The organism is Kineosporia corallincola, assembly GCF_018499875.1.
Classification (GTDB): Bacteria; Actinomycetota; Actinomycetes; order Actinomycetales; family Kineosporiaceae; genus Kineosporia; species Kineosporia corallincola.
This window is the reverse complement of the sequence record NZ_JAHBAY010000003.1, coordinates 468,426-490,526: the sequence shown is the minus strand read 5'-3', so window position 1 is coordinate 490,526 and position 22,101 is coordinate 468,426. Positions and strand designations below refer to the sequence as shown.

17 protein-coding genes are annotated in these 22,101 nt (G+C 71.1%); 14 read left to right on the top strand and 3 right to left on the bottom strand.

From position 1 onward, the window contains the following. Position 1: 1 nt before the first annotated feature. A complete protein-coding gene (glgX, locus tag KIH74_RS09515) occupies positions 2–2,308 on the bottom strand; it encodes a glycogen debranching protein GlgX (RefSeq protein ID WP_214155441.1) in 2,307 nt (768 codons plus the stop codon). A 232-nt stretch (positions 2,309–2,540) separates the two neighbouring features. Further along, the gene (locus KIH74_RS09510; protein WP_214155440.1) at positions 2,541–4,214 is read right to left on the bottom strand and encodes an acyl-CoA dehydrogenase family protein; all 1,674 of its coding nucleotides are present in this window, start codon (positions 4,212–4,214) and stop codon (positions 2,541–2,543) included. Between the two features lie 177 nt (positions 4,215–4,391). On the opposite strand from KIH74_RS09510, the gene KIH74_RS09505 reads away from it, so the two are divergent. The 7 genes from KIH74_RS09505 (at position 4,392) to KIH74_RS09475 (ending at position 12,246) form a co-directional block, all read left to right on the top strand. After that, positions 4,392–5,627, top strand: coding sequence for a YihY/virulence factor BrkB family protein (locus KIH74_RS09505; RefSeq protein ID WP_308113676.1), 1,236 nt, complete (start codon positions 4,392–4,394; stop codon positions 5,625–5,627). Positions 5,628–5,993: 366 nt separating this feature from the next. Then, on the top strand, positions 5,994–6,989 hold the full coding sequence (gene rsgA / locus KIH74_RS09500; protein WP_214155439.1) for a ribosome small subunit-dependent GTPase A: 996 nt from the start codon (positions 5,994–5,996) through the stop codon (positions 6,987–6,989). Positions 6,990–7,262: 273 nt separating this feature from the next. After that, entirely contained in the window at positions 7,263–7,937 is a 675-nt protein-coding gene (locus KIH74_RS09495; RefSeq protein WP_214155438.1) for an excalibur calcium-binding domain-containing protein, read from the top strand. Positions 7,938–8,376: 439 nt separating this feature from the next. After that, on the top strand, positions 8,377–9,222 hold the full coding sequence (locus KIH74_RS09490) for a tetratricopeptide repeat protein (RefSeq protein WP_214155437.1): 846 nt from the start codon (positions 8,377–8,379) through the stop codon (positions 9,220–9,222). A 159-nt stretch (positions 9,223–9,381) separates the two neighbouring features. After that, the gene (locus KIH74_RS09485; protein ID WP_214155436.1) at positions 9,382–10,662 is read left to right on the top strand and encodes a YihY/virulence factor BrkB family protein; all 1,281 of its coding nucleotides are present in this window, start codon (positions 9,382–9,384) and stop codon (positions 10,660–10,662) included. A 127-nt stretch (positions 10,663–10,789) separates the two neighbouring features. Next, entirely contained in the window at positions 10,790–11,086 is a 297-nt protein-coding gene (locus KIH74_RS09480) for a protealysin inhibitor emfourin (protein WP_214155435.1), read from the top strand. A 17-nt stretch (positions 11,087–11,103) separates the two neighbouring features. Beyond that, on the top strand, positions 11,104–12,246 hold the full coding sequence (locus tag KIH74_RS09475) for a M4 family metallopeptidase (RefSeq protein WP_214155434.1): 1,143 nt from the start codon (positions 11,104–11,106) through the stop codon (positions 12,244–12,246). Between the two features lie 424 nt (positions 12,247–12,670). On the opposite strand, the gene KIH74_RS38465 is transcribed toward KIH74_RS09475, so the two are convergent. Continuing rightward, the gene (locus KIH74_RS38465; protein ID WP_214155433.1) at positions 12,671–13,561 is read right to left on the bottom strand and encodes a D-Ala-D-Ala carboxypeptidase family metallohydrolase; all 891 of its coding nucleotides are present in this window, start codon (positions 13,559–13,561) and stop codon (positions 12,671–12,673) included. 249 nt (positions 13,562–13,810) lie between these two features. On the opposite strand from KIH74_RS38465, the gene KIH74_RS09465 reads away from it, so the two are divergent. From KIH74_RS09465 to cydD, 7 genes are all read left to right on the top strand, one after another. Next, on the top strand, positions 13,811–15,118 hold the full coding sequence (locus KIH74_RS09465; protein WP_214155432.1) for an ABC transporter substrate-binding protein: 1,308 nt from the start codon (positions 13,811–13,813) through the stop codon (positions 15,116–15,118). Between the two features lie 44 nt (positions 15,119–15,162). After that, on the top strand, positions 15,163–15,957 hold the full coding sequence (locus tag KIH74_RS09460) for an ABC transporter permease (protein WP_214155431.1): 795 nt from the start codon (positions 15,163–15,165) through the stop codon (positions 15,955–15,957). Further along, entirely contained in the window at positions 15,954–16,784 is an 831-nt protein-coding gene (locus tag KIH74_RS09455) for an ABC transporter ATP-binding protein (protein WP_214155430.1), read from the top strand. The genes KIH74_RS09460 and KIH74_RS09455 overlap by 4 nt, the downstream gene beginning before the upstream one ends. Beyond that, a complete protein-coding gene (locus tag KIH74_RS09450; RefSeq protein ID WP_214155429.1) occupies positions 16,781–17,668 on the top strand; it encodes an ABC transporter permease in 888 nt (295 codons plus the stop codon). The genes KIH74_RS09455 and KIH74_RS09450 overlap by 4 nt, the downstream gene beginning before the upstream one ends. A gap of 68 nt (positions 17,669–17,736) precedes the next feature. Further along, the gene (locus KIH74_RS09445; RefSeq protein WP_214155428.1) at positions 17,737–19,218 is read left to right on the top strand and encodes a cytochrome ubiquinol oxidase subunit I; all 1,482 of its coding nucleotides are present in this window, start codon (positions 17,737–17,739) and stop codon (positions 19,216–19,218) included. Positions 19,219–19,249: 31 nt separating this feature from the next. After that, a complete protein-coding gene (gene cydB / locus KIH74_RS09440; protein ID WP_214155427.1) occupies positions 19,250–20,305 on the top strand; it encodes a cytochrome d ubiquinol oxidase subunit II in 1,056 nt (351 codons plus the stop codon). 1 nt (position 20,306) lies between these two features. Beyond that, entirely contained in the window at positions 20,307–22,097 is a 1,791-nt protein-coding gene (gene cydD, locus KIH74_RS09435; protein ID WP_214155426.1) for a thiol reductant ABC exporter subunit CydD, read from the top strand. The last annotated feature ends 4 nt before the right edge of the window (positions 22,098–22,101 follow it).

The window sequence follows — 22,101 nt, the reverse complement described above, 5'->3', positions numbered from 1 at the left end:
TTCACCTTCCAACACGTGGAGCGGGAGTCGGTGTGAGCCGGGGCGCGCTTCTCGGCCCCATGTCGATCGGACGGCCGAAGGCCGACGCCGACTCGGTGTTCGTGTGCACGGTGGTGCCGCCGACGCCGGAACCCCGCCGGGACGTGGCCATCTGGGACGGCGGGGTGTTCTCGTCGATGGTCGGCCGCTTCATCACCACCACCGAACGGGCCACCACGTGCACCAGTTCGCCCGGGGCGTAGGCGTCGCCGCCGTCCTCGTGGGTCACGTCGTCGACGGCCGTGTCGAGCAGAACCGTCCACCACTGGCCGTACTCGGCCGTGGGCACGGTGAACTGGAGGTCTTCGTAGTGGGCGTTGAAGAGGATCAGGAACGAGTCGTCGATGACCTTGCGACCACGCTTGTCCGGCGCCACGATCCGCTCGCCGTTGAGGAACACGGCCACGGCGCGGGCGTAGCTCTGGTGCCAGTCGTCGTCGGCCATCGGCTGCCCGGCCGGGGTGAACCAGGCGATATCACCCACGGCGCTCTGGCCACCGCGCGAGGCCGCGCCGGTGAAGAACCGGCGACGGCGGAACACCGGGTGCTCCTGCCGCAGGGCCACGGCGCGCGCGGTGAAGGCCAGCAGCTCGTTGTCCGGGCCGGCCATCTTCCAGTCGATCCAGGCCAGTTCGTTGTCCTGGCAGTACACGTTGTTGTTGCCGTTCTGGGTTCGGCCGAACTCGTCGCCGTGCGCCAGCATCGGAACGCCCTGCGACAGCATCATCGTGAGGATGAAGTTGCGCTGCTGCCGGGAGCGCAGGGCGAGCACGTGCTCGTCGTTGGTGTCGCCCTCCACACCGCAGTTCCAGGAGCGGTTGTGGCTCTCCCCGTCGGCCCCGCCCTCGCCGTTGGCGTCGTTGTGTTTCTCGTTGTACGACACCAGGTCCCGCAGGGTGAAACCGTCGTGCGCGGTGACGAAGTTGATGCTCGCGATCGGGTGCCGGCCGTCGTCCTGGTACAGGTCGGACGAGCCGGTCAGGCGGGAGGCGAACTCACCCAGGGTGGACGGCTCGCTGCGCCAGAAGTCGCGCACGGTGTCGCGGTACTTGCCGTTCCACTCGGTCCACAGCGGCGGGAAGTTGCCCACCTGGTAGCCGCCGTCCCCGACGTCCCAGGGCTCGGCGATCAGCTTGGTCTGCGAGATCACCGGGTCCTGCTGGATGATGTCGAAGAACGCGCTGAGCCGGTCCACCTCGTGGAACTGCCGGGCCAGGGTGGCCGCCAGATCGAAGCGGAACCCGTCCACGTGCATGTCGAGCACCCAGTACCGCAGCGAGTCCATGATCAGCTGGAGCACGTGCGGATTGCGCATGAGCAGGCTGTTGCCGGTGCCGGTGGTGTCGTAGTAGTGGCTCTTGTCGTCGTCCACGAGCCGGTAGTAGGCGTTGTTGTCGAGGCCGCGGAAACAGATCGTCGGGCCCAGGTGGTTGCCCTCGGCGGTGTGGTTGTAGACCACGTCGAGGATCACCTCGATGCCGGCCTCGTGCAGCGCCTTCACCATCACCTTGAACTCCTGCACCTGCTGGCCGCGCTGGCCGCTGGCGGAGTAGGCGTTGTGCGGGGCGAAGAAGCCGATGCTGTTGTAGCCCCAGTAGTTGGACAGCCCCTTGGCGGTGAGCGTGGTGTCTTGCACGAACTGGTGGACGGGCATCAGCTCGATCGCGGTGACGCCCAGGTCGCGCAGGTGGTCGATGATCGCTGGGTGGGCGATCGCGGCGTAGGTGCCGCGGATCTCCTCGGGCACCCCCGGGTGGGTCATGGTCAGACCCTTGACGTGGGCCTCGTACACCACGGTCTCGTGGTACTCGCGGCGCGGCGGGCGGTCGCTGCCCCAGTCGAAGTAGGGGTTGACCACGATCGAGAGCATGGTGTGACCCAGGCTGTCGTCGGTGTTCAGCGGGCCGCCGCCGTCGCCGCCGTCCGCGAAACGGTAGGAGAACAGCGACTCGTCACCGTCGATCTGGCCCTCGATCGCCTTGGCGTACGGGTCGAGCAGCAGCTTGGCCGGGTTGCACCGCTGGCCGGTGGAGGGATCGAAGGGGCCGCTCACCCGGTAGCCGTACCGCTGGCCCGGGCCGACGCTGGGCAGGTACCCGTGCCAGACGAAGCCGTCGATCTCCTGGAGCGCGATCCGGGACTCCTGGCCGTGGTCGTCGATCAGGCACAGCTCCACGCCGGTGGCCACCTCGGAGAACACCGCGAAGTTCGTCCCGGCGCCGTCGTAGGTGGCACCCAGGGGGTAAGGATGGCCTGGCCAGATCTCCATGAACGTCCCGAATCTGCGTCTGCTGCTTCAACTGGCATGGTTGTGCGACCGGCGGGCCACGCAGCGTCGCGGGACGCGCCGGAAACACGTGCATTGTTGCGGCTCGCGGGCCCGGGTGCCGGGCGAGGGGCCGACGACGCGCCGGTTGAGACCATATGTCCGTTCCCCGGACGGGTCGTGAATGGCGGGGGTCACAGCATAGGTGAGCCCGGATCACCCTCCGTCGAGACGGTTATGCGGGAAGTGAGCGCTCGACGATCAGCCGGGTGGCCTTGCGGCCCACCGGCAGCGTGCCGTAGAGCACGCCACCGGCCCCGGCCACCCGCGTGGTGAGGAACGTGGAGGCGACCGGTTCGGGGGCGTGCCGCACGAGCAGGGACGCCTGGAGTACGACACCGAGGCGCTCCACCATCCAGCGGGCCCCGGCCTCCACCGCCGCCGGGTCGCGGCGGGCCTCCCGGGAGGCCGCCATCAGGAAGCCGGCCACCTCGTCCATCGCCCGGTCCAGCCGCGGGTCCGAGCCGCGTCCCCGGTCGATCTCGGCCAGCAGCACCTCCATCGAGCGCGGCTGCATCGCCATCGCCCGCAGCACGTCCAGGGCGCTGATGTTGCCCGGCCCCTCCCACAGCGGCCCGACCAGCGAGTCACGGAACACCCGGGCCAGGCCGTGCTCCTCCACGTAGCCGTTGCCGCCCAGGCACTCCAGGGCCTCGGCCACCACCCCGGTGGCGCGCTTGCACACCCAGAACTTGGCCACCGGGACCGCCGCGCGCAGCAGCTCGGTCTCCCCGGCGTCCACCGCCGCCGCCAGCCGCATGGCCAGCACGGTCGCGGCCTCGCTCTCCAGCGCCAGGTCGGCCAGCACGTTCTGCATGAGTGGCTTGTCGGTCAGCGGCGAGCCGAACGTCTCGCGGTGCCGGCAGTGGTGCACCGCCCGGGCGACCGCCTGGCGCATCTGCCCGGCCGAGCGCAGCACCGAGTCCAGCCGGGTGGCGGTGAGCATGCCGGTCATCGTGCGCAGGCCCTTGCCCTCCTCGCCCAGCCGCGCGCCCCAGGTGCCGTCCAGCTCGACCTCGGCCGGCAGGTTGGAGCGGGTACCCACCGCGTTCTTCAGCCGCAGCAGGCGCCAGGTGTTGCGGGTGCCGTCGGTCAGAACCCGGGGGACGACGAAGGCCGTGAGCCCGCCCGGCGCCGTCGCCAGCACCAGGAACACGTCGCTCATCGGTGACGAGACGAACCACTTCTGCCCGGTGAGCCGGTAGATGTGCTCACCCTCGACCGGGCCGTTGCCGGTCAGGTCGGGCTGCGGAGCCGCCACCGTGGTGCCGCTGCGCAGGTCGGAGCCGCCCTGCCGCTCGGTCACCGCCAGACCGGCCAGGCAGCCGAGCTTCTCGCCGGGGGCACGCACCGCCGAGTCGTACGAACGGGCCGCCAGCCGGGGCCGCCAGACCGCGTCCAGCGCCGGGTCGGTGCGCAGCGACGGGATGGCCGCGTAGCTGGTGCTCAGCGCCGACAGGTGCCCGCCCTCGACCTGCGACCAGACGATCATCGCGGCGGCCCGGCCGGTGTGCGCGGCCAGGGGCGCGGCCGGGTCCCAGGCAGCGGCCGTCAGCCCGGTACGCACGCCCGACTGCATCAGGCGGTGCCAGGCCGGGTGGTAGTCGACCTCGTCGACCCGCCGCCCGAACGGGTCATGGGTGCGCAGGGTGGGCGGGAACCGGTCGACGGCATCGGCCCAGCCGACCGAGCGCGGCGCCCCGGCCAGCCGGCCCAGGTCGCGCAGCCGGGCCAGGTGGGCCTTGCCCTCGTGCCGCTCGACCGCCTCGACCAGCACCTGGTCCTCGGAGAAGACGTCGCGGTCGACCGGCGCGGGCACCAGGTTCAGCGCGTCGTCGGAATCGGCCACGAACGTCACCGTACCCATCGCCACCGCCGGATACCGACAAGCCGGTCACCAGGTGCCCGCACGGCGCGTCGCGGCGCTCAGCCGGCTCTCAGGCGGCGTGTCGCTCATCACCCTCCCGAGCTCACCTTCGTCCCTTCCGTTACGAGTAGGGGCACAAACGTCTGTACGGTGACCGGCGTGGTCACAGAGACGGGCGCGAGCGGGCAGATGGCCCAGGTGAGGGCCGTCCGGCCGTCGGCCTGGGCCCGGATCCGGCGTGCCCTGGCCCTGTTCTGGTGGCTTGCCACCGAGACCACCCGGATCTGCCTGCGCTACCGGGTCACCGGCCTGGCCGCCGAGGTCGGCTTCTTCGCCCTGCTCTCGCTGCCCCCGCTGGTGCTCGGCCTGGTCGGCAGCATCGGCTTCGTCGGCGACCTGATGGGCACCGAGGCGGTGGCCGACCTGCGCCAGCGGCTGCGCGAGCTGACCCTCACCTTCCTCACCGCCGACAGCGTCAGCTCGGTCATCCTGCCCACGTTCGACCAGGTGGTCGGGGCCGGGCGGGCCGACATCGTCTCGATCGGTTTCGTGCTGTCGCTGTGGTCCGGCTCGCGCGTGCTGAACGTCTACCTCGACACCGTCTCGATCATGTACGGCCTGGGCGGCATCCGTGGCATCGTCCGGGCCCGGGTGCTGTCGTTCTCGCTCTACTGCCTGTCGCTGGTGGTCGGCATCGTCGTCATCCCGCTCGTCCTGATCGGGCCGAGCTGGCTGTCCAAGGTGCTGCGCGGGGCCGGGTTCGAGCTGCTCGCGGACATCGGCGGCTCGGACTGGATCTACTGGCCCGTGGTGTCGTTCGCCGCGATCACCGGGATCACCGCGCTCTACCACCTGTCCACGCCGGTGCGCTCGCGCTGGTACCGCGACCTGCCCGGCGCCGCGCTCGCCCTCACCATCTGGGTGGTCGCCAGCTTCGTGCTGCGCTGGACGCTGAACGAATCGGTCGGGGGCACCTCGATCTACGGCCCGCTGGCGGCGCCCATCGTCGTCCTCATCTGGCTGTACTTCCTGGCCATCGCGGTGCTGATCGGCGCCGCGCTGAACGCCGCCATCGACGAGCGCTGGCCCACCCCGGAGCGGGTCGAGGCCCGCGCCCGGGTGCGTGAGCGGCTCCTGGACAAGCCCGGCCGGGCGCCGGTGGACGACGCGGAGGGGCGCACCGGTCCCGACGGGTTCGACGGCCCCGGCGGGTTCGGTGGCTCCGGCAGGTTCGGTGGTTCCGGCGAGGGGCGGCAGCCGGAGACCTTGACGCCGCTCGCCCCGCGACCCGAACCACTCGACCTGGACCTGGACGTCGAGCGTGACCTGATGCCCGGCCTGACGCGTGACCTGGAGCGCGAGATGGATCGCCGGCGCGACGAGCGCCCGCTCTGATCTCCCACACCGCCCCACCGTCGCCCGATCAGGAAATTCAGGCGACATCGGGCGGGGCCGTGCTTACCGTGGAATCACGTCCCGGGCGATCCCCGGGATCCCGTCCGCCACACCGGCGAGCCCGGTCGTGGCGCGGGAGTCGTAGCGGCGCGCCCACCGGCGCAGGGGAGGAGGTCGAGATGTCCACGCCCGTCCGGGAGGAACGTCCCGCGCACATCCGCGCGTGCACCCCTCCGTCCGCTCCTCCCGCGCCCGCCTGACCGGGCGCTCATCCGAGAGGTACCACCCGTGACTTCAGCACGCCCATTCATCAGTACGAACAGTGACAGGCTGCCACTGGGAGTGGTGGTCCGCGTCGATCGGGGCGTGGCCACGGTCGAACTGCTCAGGGACGACGAGGGGCCGGCCGTGACCGGTCCCGGCGTCGTGCGCGCCGGCTGGGGCGGATCCCTGCTCGGGGTGGTGCACGCCGATCCCGACGCCGCGCCCACCACCGGCGACCGGGTGCGGCTGTGCTTCTGGCCGGACGGCCGGGTCACCGTCGAGGCGGTCGAGCCCCGGCGCACCGTGCTCATCCGGGCCGACGCCGACGGCAGCGCCCGGCGGCAGACGCTCGCGGCCAACGTCGACGTGGTCGCCGTGGTCGAGGGGTTGCTGCCCGAGCCGGACCGCAACCGGATCGCCCGCCTGCTCGCCCTGGCCCGGGCGAGCGGTGCCGAGCCGGTGGTGGTGCTGACCAAGGCCGACCTGGAGCCCGAGGCCGCGCGCATCGCGACCGAGCTGGAGGCCGACTGCGGTTGCCCGGTGCTGCCGGTCTCGTCGTCGCTGGGGCACGGGCTGGAGCCGGTGCGGGCGCTGTTCGCGGGCGGGCACACCGTGGCGCTGCTCGGCCCGTCCGGCGCCGGCAAGTCCAGCCTGGTGAACGCGCTGACCGGGGCCACGGTGATGCGGGTGAACGCGCTGCGCCGCGACGGCAAGGGGCGGCACACCACCGTCACCCGCGAGCTGCACCCGGTGGCCGGCGGCCACGTGATCGACGGGCCCGGGCTGCGCAGCGTCGGCATCAACTCCGCGGCCGGGCTGGACGACACGTTCGCCGACATCACCCGGCTGGCCGCGGCCTGCCGGTTCGCCGACTGCGGCCATGCGGTGGAGCCCGGCTGCGCGGTGATCGCCGCGATCGGGACAGGGGAGCTGCTGCCCTCCCGGCTGGACTCGTTCCGGCGGCTGGTGGCCGAGGGGTTCCGGCAGGAGCTACGTCGTGACGCCCGGCTGCGTCACGACGAGGTGCGCCGGCGCCGGGTGCTGCACAAGTCGCTGCGCCGGGCCGGCCAGGCGCCACCGGAGCGCGGGTACTGGTAGACCGGCCCGGCTGCCGGGTGAGCCCGTGCGATCGCCGTGAGCCTGCCGGGTCCGAACCGGTTCCTGATCCCTTCCCGGCCCGGGAAGGCCTGTGCTGCGCCTTTGTTCACGATCACGCGGTTGCGCCCGGTCCGCCCCTCACCCGGTCCGCCGGGCCGGGACTCGGGAGAAGGGGCGGTTCGGGCGGCGGGGTATTCGGCCCGGCGCCGGACCGTCCCTAGCGTGGGCACCGGGGCCGGGGTTCCGGCGTCCCCGCAGTGAACGGAGGGCGTGATGGTCGAGGGGTGGAGTTTCAACCCGCCGCCGGGCTGGCCGCACCCCCCTCGTGGCTGGATGCCGCCACCGGGCTGGGAACCGGACCCGGACTGGGCGCCCCTGCCTCCCGGCTGGCAGCTCTGGGTGCCGACCCCGCGCCGATCCTGGGCCTCCGTCGTCTGCACCGCGGGCGCGGTCGGGCTGGTGCTGGCCGCGACGCTCTGGCTGCCCCGGATGTCCGACGCGGCCCTGTTGTCGGGCAGCGACGCACAGGTGGACGACGGGGCGTCCGGCGCCGGCCTGCCCGCGCAGCTGGGCACGCTCACCCCGGATCTCCCTCCCCGTGACGATGCCGGTGCCACGCCGCTGAGTGCCGTCAGTCCGCTGACCGCCGCCACCGCGCCGCGCTTTCACAGCTGCGGTGCGCTGACCGCCGTGTACCCGCACGGTGTGGGGCTGCCCGACGCAGTGGACCGTCCCGGGAGGTACCGGGACGTGAAGCGCACCGCCACCGCACCGGGGCGCGGGGTGCGTTCCGGCGAGGGTCCCGGTCGTGAGCCGGAGCCTCCCGACGAGCCCACCGCGGCGGACCGGGTGCAGGCTCCGGTCGTCGATTTCGGGCGTAGCACAGCGCTTTACAGTGCTAATCAACCGCTCGACACGGATCGGGACGGGATCGCCTGCGAACGCTGACGCCGGGGGTGTTGGGCGATACGACATGCTTACATCACTCGGTGTCGAGATGGCTTGGGGTGTCGAGGATTTGCCGACACGCCGGGGGCGCGTCGATACGGCACCTCAGTTATCCACAGATTTCGGTTCCGGGGGCGAGATTGCCGGCGGGGGCGCCTAGTATCGGTGGTGCCAGGAATCTTCGGCGGTGAAAACCGCTGCAAGACAGGAGGTCATCGTGCATACATCCCTGAAGTGTTGATGGTGGGCATACAGAATGCCTGTGCCGGGCAGGTCCGACTCGGGCCGCTTGTACGGCTTGCCCACGCTGTGCGGCATCTGAACCATCGCACGGGCCCCGCGGCACGAATGTCGTTCCAGAGGTGGGTGTCAGGCGTCACGTTTGGCTTTTGCCCACGTCGGGCCGACCAGGGTAGCGACGGTGAAGAAGGAGCCCTCGATGACGCAGTCCACCAGCACCAGTGAATGCGGTGATCCCCTCGAACCCGAGGCCCTCGTCCGGGCCGGGTGCCGGGCGGCCGATCGCGGCCATCTGCGCGAGGCGCTGCGCCTGTTCGGTGCCGCGGCGCTGACGGGAGACGGCGCGGCCCAGCTGAATCTGGGCAACACCTACATGCAGCTCGGCCGCCGGGCCGAGGCGGCCGAGGCGTTCGGGGCGGCGCTGGCGGCCGGCGAGAAGGGCGCGGCGTACAGCCTGGGGCGCGCCCTCGAAGACCTGGGAGACGTCGACGCGGCCTTCGAGGCGTACCGGCAGGCCTGGGCCGAGGGTGACCCGAAGGGCGCGATCGGCGCCAGCTGGATCCTCAGCGACCGCGGGCACCGCATCGAGTCGTTCGAGCTGCTGCGCTCGGCCGTCGGGCGGGGCAGCGACCTGGCCGCCGGCGTGCTCGGGGTGCGGCTGTGGGAGGAGGAGCGTGCCCGGGAGGCCGAGGGCCTGCTGCTGCGGGCACTCCAGCTGTACCCGCCGGCCCGCCCGCCGCTGGCCGAGATGTACCTGGAGCAGGGGCGCGCCCCCGAGGCCCTGGCGGTGCTGCGGGCGGGCACCGAGGCGCTCGAGGTGGAGTGCTTCCTGCCGATGGGCAACCTGCTCTACGAGGTGGCCGACAACTCTGAGGCGGCGGAGGCGGCCTACCGCATGGGCCTGAGCCTGGGCGATGCCAACTGCCGGCTCAACCTGGCCCTGCTGCTGCGGGCCACCGATCGCGAGACCGAGGGCATGGCGCTGCTGCTGGCCGCGGTCGAGGCAGGTGACGAATTGGCACGCAAACACATGGAGATGGAGTAAACACCCGGTGTCCGGCTCGCCGTCACTGCTGCGTACCGGCATCCTGGTAGCCCTGGCAGGGGGCGGACACATGCCCATCGGAGAGGGCGTGGTGCGCGGGTGTCGGTGAGGTCGGTCGGCAGACAGGCGGGCAGGCAGGCGGAGAAGCTCCACGATCGGGTGGACCGCTTCCAGCAGAAGCACGCCGTCATCGGGTTCCCGTTGGCCGTCATCTACAAGTTCTTCGACGACCAGGGCGGCTACCTGGCGGCGCTGATCACCTACTACGGCTTCCTGTCGGTGTTCCCGCTGCTGCTGTTGCTGGCCTCGGTGCTCGGCTTCATCCTGCAAGACAACCCCGAGCTCCAGCAGGAGATCCTGGACTCGGCGCTGCGTCAGTTCCCGGTGATCGGCGACCAGCTGGGTGACCCGCAGGGGCTGCGCGGCAGCACCACCGCCGTCGCCATCGGTCTGGTCGGCTCGCTCTACGGTGCACTCGGCGTCGCCAACGCCACGCAGAACGCGATGAACACCATGTGGGCCGTGCCGCGCAACCGCCGGCCCAACCCGATCGCGGCCCGGCTGCGCAGCCTCTTCCTGCTCGCGGTGGGCGGCCTGACCTTCGTGATCACCGGCAGCCTGGGCGGTATCGGCACCAACGTCAACGGTTTCGCCGACCTGATCAACTTCAACGAGATCCTGCGACTGGTCGCGGGACTGGCCGGGATCACGCTGATCACGGTGTTCTTCATGTTCCTGTTCCGCTGGGGCACCACCCGCAGGCTCAGCCGCATGGACGTGCTGCCCGGGGCGATCGGTGCGGCGCTGGTCTGGCAGGGGCTCCAGCAGTTCGGCACCGTCTACGTGGGCAGTGTGGTGCGGCACGCCGACGCCACCAACGGGGTGTTCGCGATCGTGCTCGGCCTGATCGCCTGGATCTACCTGGCCGTGGTCGCCCTGCTGATCTGCGCCGAGGCCAACGTGGTGCGGGTGCGGCACCTGTACCCGCGCACGCTGCTCACGCCGTTCACCGACGACGTCGACCTGACCGAGGCCGACCAGCGCGCCTACCGCAGCTACGCCCGGGCCCAGCGCACCAAGGACTTCGAGTGGGTCGACGTCGGTTTCGAGCACGGCGGCCAGAACGCCACGGCCCGGCGCAAGCGGCGGCTGGCCCGGGCCCAGGCCAAGGCGGCGTTGCGGGCGCAGGAGGCGCAGGAGTCGCCGGCCGTTCGAGAGGCCCGGCAGGCGCCGGGGGCGCAGACGGTGCCGGGTGAGGTGACCGGAGGTCCTCGCCCGCCGGCCGCCCTGCCGCCCGGTGAGGAGGCCACGGAGCCGGGCGGTGCCGCCGGGCCAGGCCCCGACGAGGGTGCGACCGGCCGCCGGGGCCGGGCGGTTCCGGAGGCCCGCCCGGCCGGTGACTCCCGGACGGCGCCGGACGGCATCGCACAGAACGAGTGATCCGGCCGTTCTGAATCTCGCCGCCGAACAAGCTTTTCCCGTTGCGTGGCCGTATCCTTCAGATCATCGGCACGTCCAGCCGAAGGTGTTCGCGTCAACGGAATCCGATGGAACCGGCGGTGGTCCCGTGCTCATCACCCTGCGTCGCAGCGGCGGGTTCGCCGCCGTCCCCGGCCTGAGCCGCAAACTGTCGGTGGACACCGCTACGCTCCCGAAAGGTGAGGCCGAGGAACTCGAGTCGGCGGTCCGGGCGGTCCGGGTCGACCAGCTCGCGGCGCAGCCCACCCCGGCACCCGGGGCGGGTGATCGCTACGTCTACGACCTCACCGTGGCCGACGGAACGACCACGCACACGGTGACCGTCACCGAGCCGCTCGAAGACCCGGTGGGCACCCTGATCGAGATGCTGTCGTCCTACTCCTGACCAGAGGGGGAACACCGATGAATCCGAATCTCGGCCTGCACCACGTCCTTCCGCCCTACATGCTCGAGCACCTGGCCGAGCACGGCCCCGAGCACCTGCGCGAGGGAGCCCGCGCCGATCTCACCGTCGACCGGACCCTGCGGGCCGCCCGGGCCGTGCGTCCGGCCGCCCGGCCCGGCACCGCCGTCGCCGGCGACACGCCGCAGGCCGCACCCGACCGCACCGTCTACGACGCGCAGCACCGGCAGAACCTGCCCGGCACCGAGGTTCTGCGCGAGGGCGGCGCGGCGGTGGCCGACGTCGCCGTCACCGAGGCCTACGACGGCCTGGGCGCCACGTTCGCGTTCTGGTGGGAGGTGTTCGGGCGCAACTCGATCGACGCGAGCGGCCTGCCGCTCGACGCCACCGTGCACTACGGCCGCGACTACGACAACGCCTTCTGGAACGGCGAGCAGATGGTGTTCGGCGACGGCGACGGCACGCTGTTCAACCGGTTCACCGTCTCGCTCGACGTGATCGGGCACGAGCTGGCCCACGGCGTCACCGGTGCCGTGCGCGACCTGGTCTACGAGGGGCAGTCCGGGGCCCTCAACGAGTCGATGTCCGACGTCTTCGGCAGCCTGGTCAAGCAGTACGCCGCGCAGCCGCAGCAGACCGCGGAGCAGGCCGACTGGCTGATCGGCGCCGGCCTGCTGACCTCCTCGGTGCAGGGGGTGGCGCTGCGCTCGATGAAGGCGCCGGGCACCGCCTACGACGACCCGAGTCTCGGCAAGGACCCGCAGCCCGACTCGATGGCCGGCTATGTCGACACCACCGACGACAACGGCGGCGTGCACATCAACTCGGGCATTCCGAACCGCGCCTTCTACCTGGCCGCAACCGGTTTCGGGGGATTCGCCTGGGAGCAGGCGGGGCGCATCTGGTTCGGGGCGTTGTCCAGCCCTGACCTCACCACCACGGCCACGTTCGCCGAGTTCGCCGCGATCACCGTGGCCCAGGCCGAGGAACTGTTCGGCGCGCAGGCCCGCGCGGTGGTGCTCGCCGCCTGGAACGAGGTGGGGGTGGAGACCACGGTCGAGCTCCCGGACCCCGACGCGGAAGACGCGCTCGACCTGACCGAGACGCAGCAGGCGGGGGCACGACCGGCGGGGGCACAGTAGGCGGGGCACATTAGGCGGGGCACGACCGGCGGGCACGGAGGCATGAGGGGGCGTCGCGAGCGGCCTGGGGACTTGAAGAGGTGCCGTGTATGCGGCTGCCGGGCCTTGAGGGGCGTCGTTGACGGGTGCCGGGGGGCCTAGAGGGCGTGCCGAATACGGGTGCCAGGGCCTTGGGGGGATGCCGCATGCGGGTGCCGGACCGTGAGAAGGCGCCGCATACGGGTGCCAGAGCCTTGAGGGGCGCCGTACACGGGCGCCGCGCCGGAGCGGGCCGAAGACGTTACGGCGCAAGAACTGCCGCCTCACCGGGCCGCGGGACGTCCGCGGCCCGGTGAGTGGTGGGCATCCGCACCACGTCCAGGGGAGACACGCTGCGGGACACGGCTTTTCGGGTTGGAGCTGGGGGTGAGGGGAATGCCAGGGATCAGGAGTAGTACCAGACGACCGGCGCGAGCGGGGAGCCCTGACGCAGGTCGACGTGCTGCACGTTGCCGTCGGCCCGGTGGATCCCGATGCCGGTGTAGTTCTCCAGGCTCTTGATCCGGCGCAGCGAGACGGTGTGCGGGATGTCGAGTGCGTCGCCCTTGAGGTGACGAGACGACGAGGCTCCGCCGACCGCCTTGTTGTGGCCGGTGCAGCGGCACCAGGAGATCGGGGTCAGGCCGTTCGGGAAGAACGCCTGGCGCAGTTCCTCGGCGGCGATCACCGAGTTGCGGGTGGGCCAGATCCGCCGGCAGTCGCTGTAGTTCCCGCCGCACTTGCAGCGGGTCTCGAGGAACGAGAAGTGCGGCGACATGGTGGTCAGGCCGTCCTTGTCGCGCTCGTACGAATCATCGATGGCCTGGCTGGCCCGGGGGCCGAGGATGCTGTTGGCCACGCTGCCGTCCATCAGCGACGGGCCGAGCTTGAACCAGCCGGTCTTGAAGGCCCGCACGGCCTGGTCCTGCTCGCCGGTGCTGCGGATGCGGAAACCGATGGCGCGCAGGCGTTTGGTCACCTCGGTCGCGGTGAGCGAGGCCGCGTTCGGGGTGGGGGCCGTGACGGCGGAGCGGGCGGTGGAGAGGGGGAGGTACAGGTCGTCGCCGGTCTTCAGGCGGCCCTTGTCCACCGGGCTGTCGTCGGGCAGACCCTGCTCGAGGCCGATCGGTTCGCCGGAGACGTCCGAGCGGGGGGAGAAGGGGTTGCGCTCGTTGTCGTCCGGGCTCGCCTCGGCGATCGGCTCGTCGGCCAGTTCCTCCGGGGAGTCTGGCACCTCGTTCTGCACGAGGCGGGGTGTGTCTTCGGTGGCGGTCAAGGCGTCGTCGTCGGGTGTCACCGCCCCATGATTGGGAAGAGGAGTGACGCTTGCAACGTGTGCAACCGGATTGGTCCCAGTGAAGAAACTGTGAATATTTCGAATCACTCTGTGTCGGCGAAGGATCGGTGACGCGGCGTGAATCAGATCACACGCCGATCCGGACAAGATCCCCGCTCTCCCGTTGTCGTGGTTCTCCATCGACGGGGGGTGACGGCGGATGTTGTAGTGGGCCGGACCGTTCGGGAGACCAATGAGGGAGCAACCCCAGTGAACATCGTCAGCCGCCGCGCGGTGCTGGCCGCCATCACCGCCGGGGCAGCAGGAGTGCTCACGGGATGTGCCCAGGCGCCGTCGTCGGCCGGGAGCGCGGGGGCGTCGTTCTCGCCCTCGTCCGACCTGGCCGCGCCCGGTGACTCGATTCCCCAGGTCACGATCAAGGGCGCGTTCACGCCCTACGGCGACGAGCTGCTCGGCGTGGCCGGCATCGACCGGGGGTACTACGAGGCCGTCGGCCTCACCGTGTCGCCGGAGCCCTACGGCGCCCAGCTCGATTTGCTGATGAACCTCACGCCCCTGGTCAACGGCCAGGTCGACCTGGGCGCCGGATACGTGCCGACGGTCGCCAACCAGATCGACACGGTGAAGAACGTGGTCGGGTTCTGCATCAGCGACGTGTCGTACACCTACCGCATCGTCGCGCCCACCGGGAAATACACCACGGTCGCCCGGGAGATGACGGCGGGCAAGACGTTCACCGAGGCCCTGACCACGGTGATGGCCCAGCTCAAGGGCGAGAGACTGATCTGCGTCGAGTCCGGCAGCCCGCTCTTCCGCAACGCCGTGGCCGAGGCGGCGGGTCTCGACCTGGAGAAAGACGTCACGATCGAGTTCCTCTCCAGCCCCGACATGGTGAAGGCCGGTTTCGCGGGCCGGGCCGAGTTCCTCTCGCCGTCCTCCGCCGTCCACATCGTGCAGCTCCAGCAAGACGGCTGGGAGCCCCTGGTCGACCTGCGCCAGGTGATCGACAACCTGCCCGCCGAGCAGACCCTGCCGTTGCGCTTCACCTACTCCGGGCTGGTCACGACCACCGACTACGCGCAGGACAACTTCGAGACGCTGCTGCGCTTCACCAGCGTGATCTACCGGCTGATCGACGAGATGCAGGCCGACTCCGAGGCCACCGCGGCCACCTTCGTGGACTACGTGAACTCGTACACCGGCACCGACCTGACCGCGGCCGAGCTGGCCGGCACCTTCGACAACATCTACTCGCTGCGCGGTTTCGACGAGGCCACGGCCTTCTACACCGACTCCGACGACCCGTTCTTCTACGAGACCGTCGCCACCGCCAACCTGGCGGTGCTGGCCGGGCAGGGCGTGATCGACGAGGGCCACACCCCCGACGAGCTGAGCATCGCCGGAAAGGTCTACGCGGCGCTGGTCCGCTACCGGCAGGAGGCGGACAAGGCGCTCGCCTCCGCTCCGGCCGGCGACCTCAAGACGAGGGCCCAGGCCCAGTACGACGCCCGCAACTACCTGGACGCCTACCGGTTCGCCGCGGCCGCCCAGAATTGAGGACGCCGGTGGGCGGCCTCGGGCGTGCGGGTGGTGGAGGCGTCGTGAAGCGGGCGGGCGGGGCGGCGTCTCCGGTGTTCTGGGCGGCGATCGGTGTGCTCGGTTTCTGGGGGCTGTGGGAGCTGGTCGCCCTCGGGGTCGGGAACGATGCCGTGCTGCCCGGGCCCCGCGTCGTCCTCTGGGAGTTCGAGCACAGCGCCGGGGGTGACCGGGGGCTGGAGTTCCTCGGCATCGAGCACAGCGACTACCCGGTGAACCTGGCCTGGACCGTCGGAACCGCCACGGCGGCCTGGCTGATCGGCAGCGCGCTCGGCGTGCCGGCCGGGCTCGCCGCCGCCCGCAGGCAGTGGCTGCGCGACGTCACCGAGCCCGTGCTGTTCGTCTTCGGCGCCGTGCCGGTGCTGGTGGTCGCCCCGCTGCTGCTGGTCTGGTTCGGCGCCGGGCCGCTGAGCAAGCTGGTGCTGGTGGCCTTCTACTGCTTCGTCGTGGTGGCCCTGGTGGCGCAGTCGGCGGCGCTGAACCTGCCGCCGGCCACCGAGGAGTACGCGGCCGCGCTCGGGCTGGGCCCGCGGGCCCGCTCCCGCGCCGTGCTGCTGCCGTCGGCCTTCCCGGCGATCGTCGCGGTGCTGCGCCTGGCCCTGGCCACCGGCATCAGCCTGGAGGCGAGCGCCGAGCTGCTCGGCTCCCGGGTGGGGGTGGGACGGCTCGTCGCCGTCCGGGCCCAGCAGGGCAATGTGGCATCGGTGCTGGCCCTCTCGATCACCCTCGGGCTGGTGGCGCTGGCGCTGGACACGACGATCCGCGTGGCCGTGGCGCCCGCGCTGAGGTGGCGGGAATGACGACGACCGGCAGAGGATTGCAGGTGCGTGGCCTGACGGTGCGGTACGGCCGCGGGGCGGACGCCGTCACCCCGTTGCGTGACCTCGACCTTGACGTGCCGGCCGGCCAGTTCCTGTGCGTGCTCGGGCCTTCCGGCCAGGGCAAGAGCACGCTGCTGCGCTGCCTGGCCGGGTTGCTGCGCCCGGCGGCGGGCAGCGTGCTGGCCCACGGTGTGCCGGTGACCGGGCCCGGTGCCGACCGCGGCATGGTGTTCCAGCAGGACGCGATCCCGGGCTGGCTGCGGGTGGCCGACAACATCGCCCTCGGGCCGCGCGGCCGCGGGCTGCCGGAGAGCGAATGGCGGGAGCGGGTCAGCTATTTCACCAGGGCCGTGGGGCTGGACGGTCGCGAGCGGGCGTGGCCCCGCGAGCTGTCCGGCGGCATGCGCCGACGGGTCGCGATCGCCGCGGTGTTCGCCAACGATCCCGAGTTTCTGCTGATGGATGAGCCTTTCGGCTCCCTCGACCATCTCACCCGGGCCGGCCTGCACGAGACCGTGCTGCGGCTGTGGCGTGAGACGGAGAAGACCGTCGTGTTCGTCACCCACGACGTCGACGAGGCCATCGCCCTGGGCGACCGGATCGTCGTGGTGGCCGGCGGGGGAGTGCGCGCCGACGTCGAGGTCCCGTTCCACCGGCCCCGGGGCGACGAACTGCGCATGGACGGCGAGGCGAACGCCCTGCGCTCGGCGCTGCTCGATGCCCTGGCCCCCGGCACCCCGCAACGGCCCGGCACCCCGCAGGAGTCCAGCACCTCGCAACGGCCCGCGTCCGGGGCATCCGCATGAAGCGGCAGCGACTCGTACGCGACCACGGGCAGCGGGGTTTCGGGGTCGCCCTGCGCACCCGGCCGCGGCGCCGGGCGCTGCTGGCGGGCACCCTGGCCGGCCTCGCCGGGTGGCAGGTGCTGGCGCTGGTGGTCGGCGCCACGACGCGTCAGGGGCGCAACGTCGTCCCCACGCTCTGGACGATCATGACCGAGGGCATCACCGGGCTGAGCCACTTCTACCGCGGTGGCTGGGGCGCGGCCACCACACTCCAGGGCGCGCCGGACTCGGCCGGGCTGGCCGCGCTCGCCGTGCTCCAGAACTCGCTCGTGACCCTGGGCCGCTTCGGCGCCGGGTATCTGCTGGCCGTCGCGCTGGCCGTGCCCGCCGGGCTGCTGGTGGCGGCGGCCCGGCCGGTGCGCCAGGCCGTCGGCGGGGTGGCCGGGCTGCTGCGCATGCTGCCGCTGCTGGCCATGTCCCCGTTGTTCACCCTGTGGTTCGGGGCCTCCTCGGCGGCCTGCGTCGCCTTCGTGACCTTCGGCGCCTTCTGGGTGGTGCTTCTGTCCACCGCGAACGCCGTGGAGAACCTGCCCCGAAGCCTGGTCGACCAGCCTCGCACGCTCGGTCTGGGCCCGGTGCGGCTGCGTCTGTCGGTGATCCTGCCGGCCATCGGCCCGGAACTGCGCGGGCCGCTGATGCTGGCGGCCGGAACCGCCTGGGCATGCGTCCTGGCCTCGGAGCTCTACGGGGTGCAGTCCGGCCTGGGCTGGGCACTGAACCAGACCCTGGTGTATTCGCTCGTGCCCCAGATGCTGGTGGTGGCAGCCGTGTTCACCGGGCTGTCGCTGAGCACGTTGCGCCTGGTCAACCGGGTGACCGGTCGGCTGACCCGATGGAGTGAGTAAGACGGTCCCGGCCCGCCGGGACCTTTGTCACTACAGCTTGTAGTAGGTCTTTCGCCAGGGTGGGCACCATGAACGCCCTCGACCTGGCCAGATGGCAGTTCGGTGTCACGACCGTCTACCACTTCATCTTCGTTCCGCTGACCATCGGCCTGGCCCCGATGGTCGCGATCATGCAGACCCTGTGGGTGCGCACCAACGACGAACGCTGGCTGCGCATGACGAAGTTCTTCGGGAAGCTCTTCCTGATCAACTTCGCGATCGGGGTGGTCACCGGCATCGTGCAGGAGTTCCAGTTCGGGATGAACTGGAGCGAGTACTCCCGCTTCGTGGGTGACGTCTTCGGAGCGCCGCTGGCCATGGAGGGCCTGCTGGCGTTCTTCCTCGAATCCACCTTCATCGGCCTGTGGATCTTCGGCTGGGACCTGCTGCCGAAGAAGATCCACCTGATGTCGATCTGGCTGGCCGCGGTCGGGGTGAATCTCTCGGCCTTCTTCATCCTCGCGGCGAACTCGTTCATGCAGCACCCGGTCGGCGTCGAGTACAACGCCGAGACCGGTCGCGCCGAGATGACCAGCATCTTCGACGTTCTCACCAACAACACGGCGATGTGGGCCTTCCCGCACCAGATCACCGCCGCCTGGATGACCGCCGCCACGTTCGTCGCGGGCATCTCCGGCTGGTGGATGATCAAGGCGCGGTTCCAGGCCCGGGCCGATCTTGCCGACGGCGCCGACGACAGCGGCATCAAGCACCCGAAGGTCGAGCTGTACCGGCCGATGTTCCGCCTGGCCTGCGTGGTTCTGCTGATCGCCGGCGTCGGGGTGGCCATCACCGGTGACGGCCAGGCCAAGCTGATGTACCAGCAGCAGCCGATGAAGATGGCCGCGGCCGAGGGTCTCTGCGATACCGAGACCGGCGCCGGGTTCAGTCTTTTCGCGATCGGCAACCCGGGCCCGGGGCACTGCGACGTCACCACTGTGTCGATCCCGTACATCTACTCGTTCATGGCGACCGGTGACTTCAACGCCACCGTCAAGGGCGTCAACCAGCTCCAGGCGGAGTACTCGGAGAAGTACGGCGACGGAACGGATTACGTCCCGGTGCTGGCCTCCACCTACTGGAACTTCCGCTTCATGATCCTGTTCGGCGTGATCGCGGCCGCGTTCGGCGCCGTGGGTCTGTGGGCCACCCGAAAGGGCCGCACCCCCGGCCGGTGGTTCGGCCGCCTGGCGCTGTTCAGCATCCCGGCCCCGTTCCTGGCGAACCTGACCGGCTGGGTGTTCACCGAGATGGGCCGTCAGCCGTGGGTCGTCGCGCCGAACCCGGACGGCGACTGGACCATCCGGATGCTGACCTCGGACGGCGTCTCGACGGTGGGCCCGTGGTCGGTGGGCATCTCGCTGACGGTCTTCACGCTGCTCTACGGCGGTCTCGGGATCGTCTGGTTCGGTCTGGTGCGCCGGTACGCGGCGCACGGTGCCCCCGAGGTCGACCCGCCCCGGTCCGACAGCGACGACGACGCCGAGCGCCCGCTCAGTTTCGCCTACTGAGCCCTCGACTTTCGGAAACTGGAGTCCTTTCATGGAACTCGTCACCTTCTGGTTCATCCTGATCAGCGTGTTGTGGATCGTCTACCTCACCCTTGAGGGATTCGACTTCGGCGTCGGCATGCTCCTGCCCTTCGTGAGCCGCGACGACACCGAGCGCCGCGTGCTGATCAACACCATCGCCCCGGTCTGGGACGGCAACGAGGTCTGGCTGATCACGGCCGGCGTCGGCATCTTCGCCGCCTTCCCGGAGTGGTACGCCACCCTGTTCTCCGGCTTCTACCTGCCGCTCTTCCTCGTCATCGTGGCCCTGATCATCCGCGGCGTGTCCTTCGAGTACCGGGGCACGATCGAGTCCGCCAGGTGGCGCCGGTTCTGGGACGGGATGATCATCGCCGGCTCGACGCTGCTCGCCCTGCTGTGGGGTGTGGCGTTCGCCAACATCGTGGCCGGTGTGCCGATCGACGCCGACAAGCATTTCACCGGAACACTTTTCACCCTGCTCAACCCGTACGGCCTGCTCGGCGGTGTGACCACGGTGCTGCTGTTCGCCTTCCACGGCGCGCTGTGGCTGGGGCTGCGCACCACCGGTGAGGTGCGCACCCGGTCGATCGCGATCGGCGCGAAGCTGGCCCTGCCCACCATCGTCGTGGCCGCGGTGTTCGCGGTGTGGACGCAGCTGGCCCACGGCAAGCCGTGGACCTGGGCGCTCGTGGTGATCGCCGCGGCCGCCCTGATCACCGCGGGCTACGCCGCGCTGAAGCAGAAGGAGGGCATCGGGTTCGCCGGCACGGCCGTCGCCGTCGCGGCCGCCGTCGCCCTGCTGTTCGGCTCGCTGTTCCCCGACGTGATGCCCTCCAGCACCGACGCGGCCTTCTCGCTGACCGTGCACAACGCCTCGTCCACGCACTACACGCTGGTGGTGATGAGCGTGGTGACCTGCATCATGCTGCCGGTCGTCATCGCCTACCAGTCGTGGAGCTACTGGGTGTTCCGGCACCGGATCGGCGTCAGCCACATCCCGCCGGGCCACGGCCTGCCCTGGGCCACCAAGAAGGCGCCGCGCACGACGCAGGAAGCTGCGAGCTGACATGAAACCGCTCGATCCCCGGCTGCTGCGCCAGGCCCGTGCGGCCCGCAGGTACGTCGTCCTCACCACCGGCCTCGGAGTGGCCACCACCGCACTGCTGGTGGTGCAGTCGCTGCTGCTGGCCCGGATCATCGCCGGGGTGGCGATGGACGGTGAGTCGCTCGCGGACGTCCGTGCCCAGGTCGTCGTGCTGGGGATCGTGCTGGCCGCGCGGGCGGTGATCGCCGGGGCGCAGGAGCGCTTCGGCCACCGCGCCGCCACCGCCGTGGTGCGTCAGCTGCGCGAGCGGCTGATCGATCACGCGACCCGGGAACTCGGTGCCGGGCAGCGGGTTCCAGGAAATGAGAACGGCACCGAGAACGGCGAGGGGGGCGTCACCCCCTCCGGCGCCCCTCTCGCGCTCCTCGCCACCCGTGGCCTCGACGCCCTCGACGGCTACCTCACCCGCTACCTGCCGCAGCTGCTGCTGTCGGCCACCCTGACCCCGGCCGTGCTGGTGGTGATCTGGTGGGAGGACTGGATCGCGGGTCTGACGATTCTGCTCACCCTCCCGTTGATCCCGCTGTTCATGGCGCTCATCGGCATGGTCAGCCAGAGCGAGGCCGACCGCGGTCTGGCCTCCCTCCAGCGGCTGGGCACGCAGGTGCTCGACCTGATCGCCGGCCTGCCCACCCTGCGTGCTCTGGGCACCGCGTCGCACCAGGCCGAGCGGGTCCGGGTGGCCGGTGACGCCCACCGCCGGGCCACCATGAAAACCCTTCGTACCGCCTTCCTCTCGGCCCTGGTGCTGGAGGTGCTGGTGACCCTGTCGGTGGCGCTGGTCGCGGTCGGCATCGGGCTGCGCCTGGTGCACGGCTCGCTCGGCCTGCACACCGGACTGGCCGTGCTGCTGCTGGCCCCCGAGGTCTACCTGCCGTTGCGCACGGTGGGCACCCACTTCCACGCCAGCGTCGACGGGCTGGCCGCCGCCCAGCAGGCGTTCGACGTGCTGGAGCGGCCGGTGCCCGTACGCGGCACCGTCCCGGCCCCCGACCTGGCCCGCACCACCATCTCTCTCGACGCCGTGAGTGTGCGGCACGACGGCGTCCCCACCCCCACCCCGGACCGGCTCAGCGCCGGTCTGGCCCCGGGCGAGATCGTCGCGCTCACCGGCCCCAGCGGCAGCGGCAAGTCCACCGCCGTCGCGGTGCTGCTCGGCCTGCGTGCCCCCGACTCCGGCGCGGTCGTGCTGTCCGACTCCGGCGCGGTGACGCTGTCCGGCGCCGAGCCGGTGACGCTGTCCGGCGCCGGGCCGGTCTCGCTGGCCGACGTGGAACCGGAGAGCTGGTGGCGGCAGATCGCCTGGTGCCCCCAGCACCCGGTGCTGGTGCCCGGAACCCTGCACGAGAACGTCCGTCTGCTGTGCCCTTCGGCCACCGACGCACAGATCGCCGAGGCCGCCCGGGTGACCAAGTTCGATGACGTCGTGAGCACCGTTCCCGGCGGCTGGTCCGGACGGGTCGGTCAGGGCGGCACCGGGTTGTCGGCCGGTCAGCGTCAGCGCCTGGCGCTCACCCGGCTGCTGCTGAGCGACGCGCCGCTGGTCGTGCTCGACGAGCCGACCGCGCACCTGGACGCCGGGTCCGAGCGGGCCGTGCTCGACCTGCTCACCGAACTCCGCCGCCGCGGCCGCACGGTGGTGATGGTGGCTCACCGGCCGGCGCTGGTCGCGGCGGCGGACCGCACGATCGACGTCTCCGGGCACACCGTGGCAGGACTGGAAACCGGCTCGCAGATGGAGGTCCCGGCATGAAATC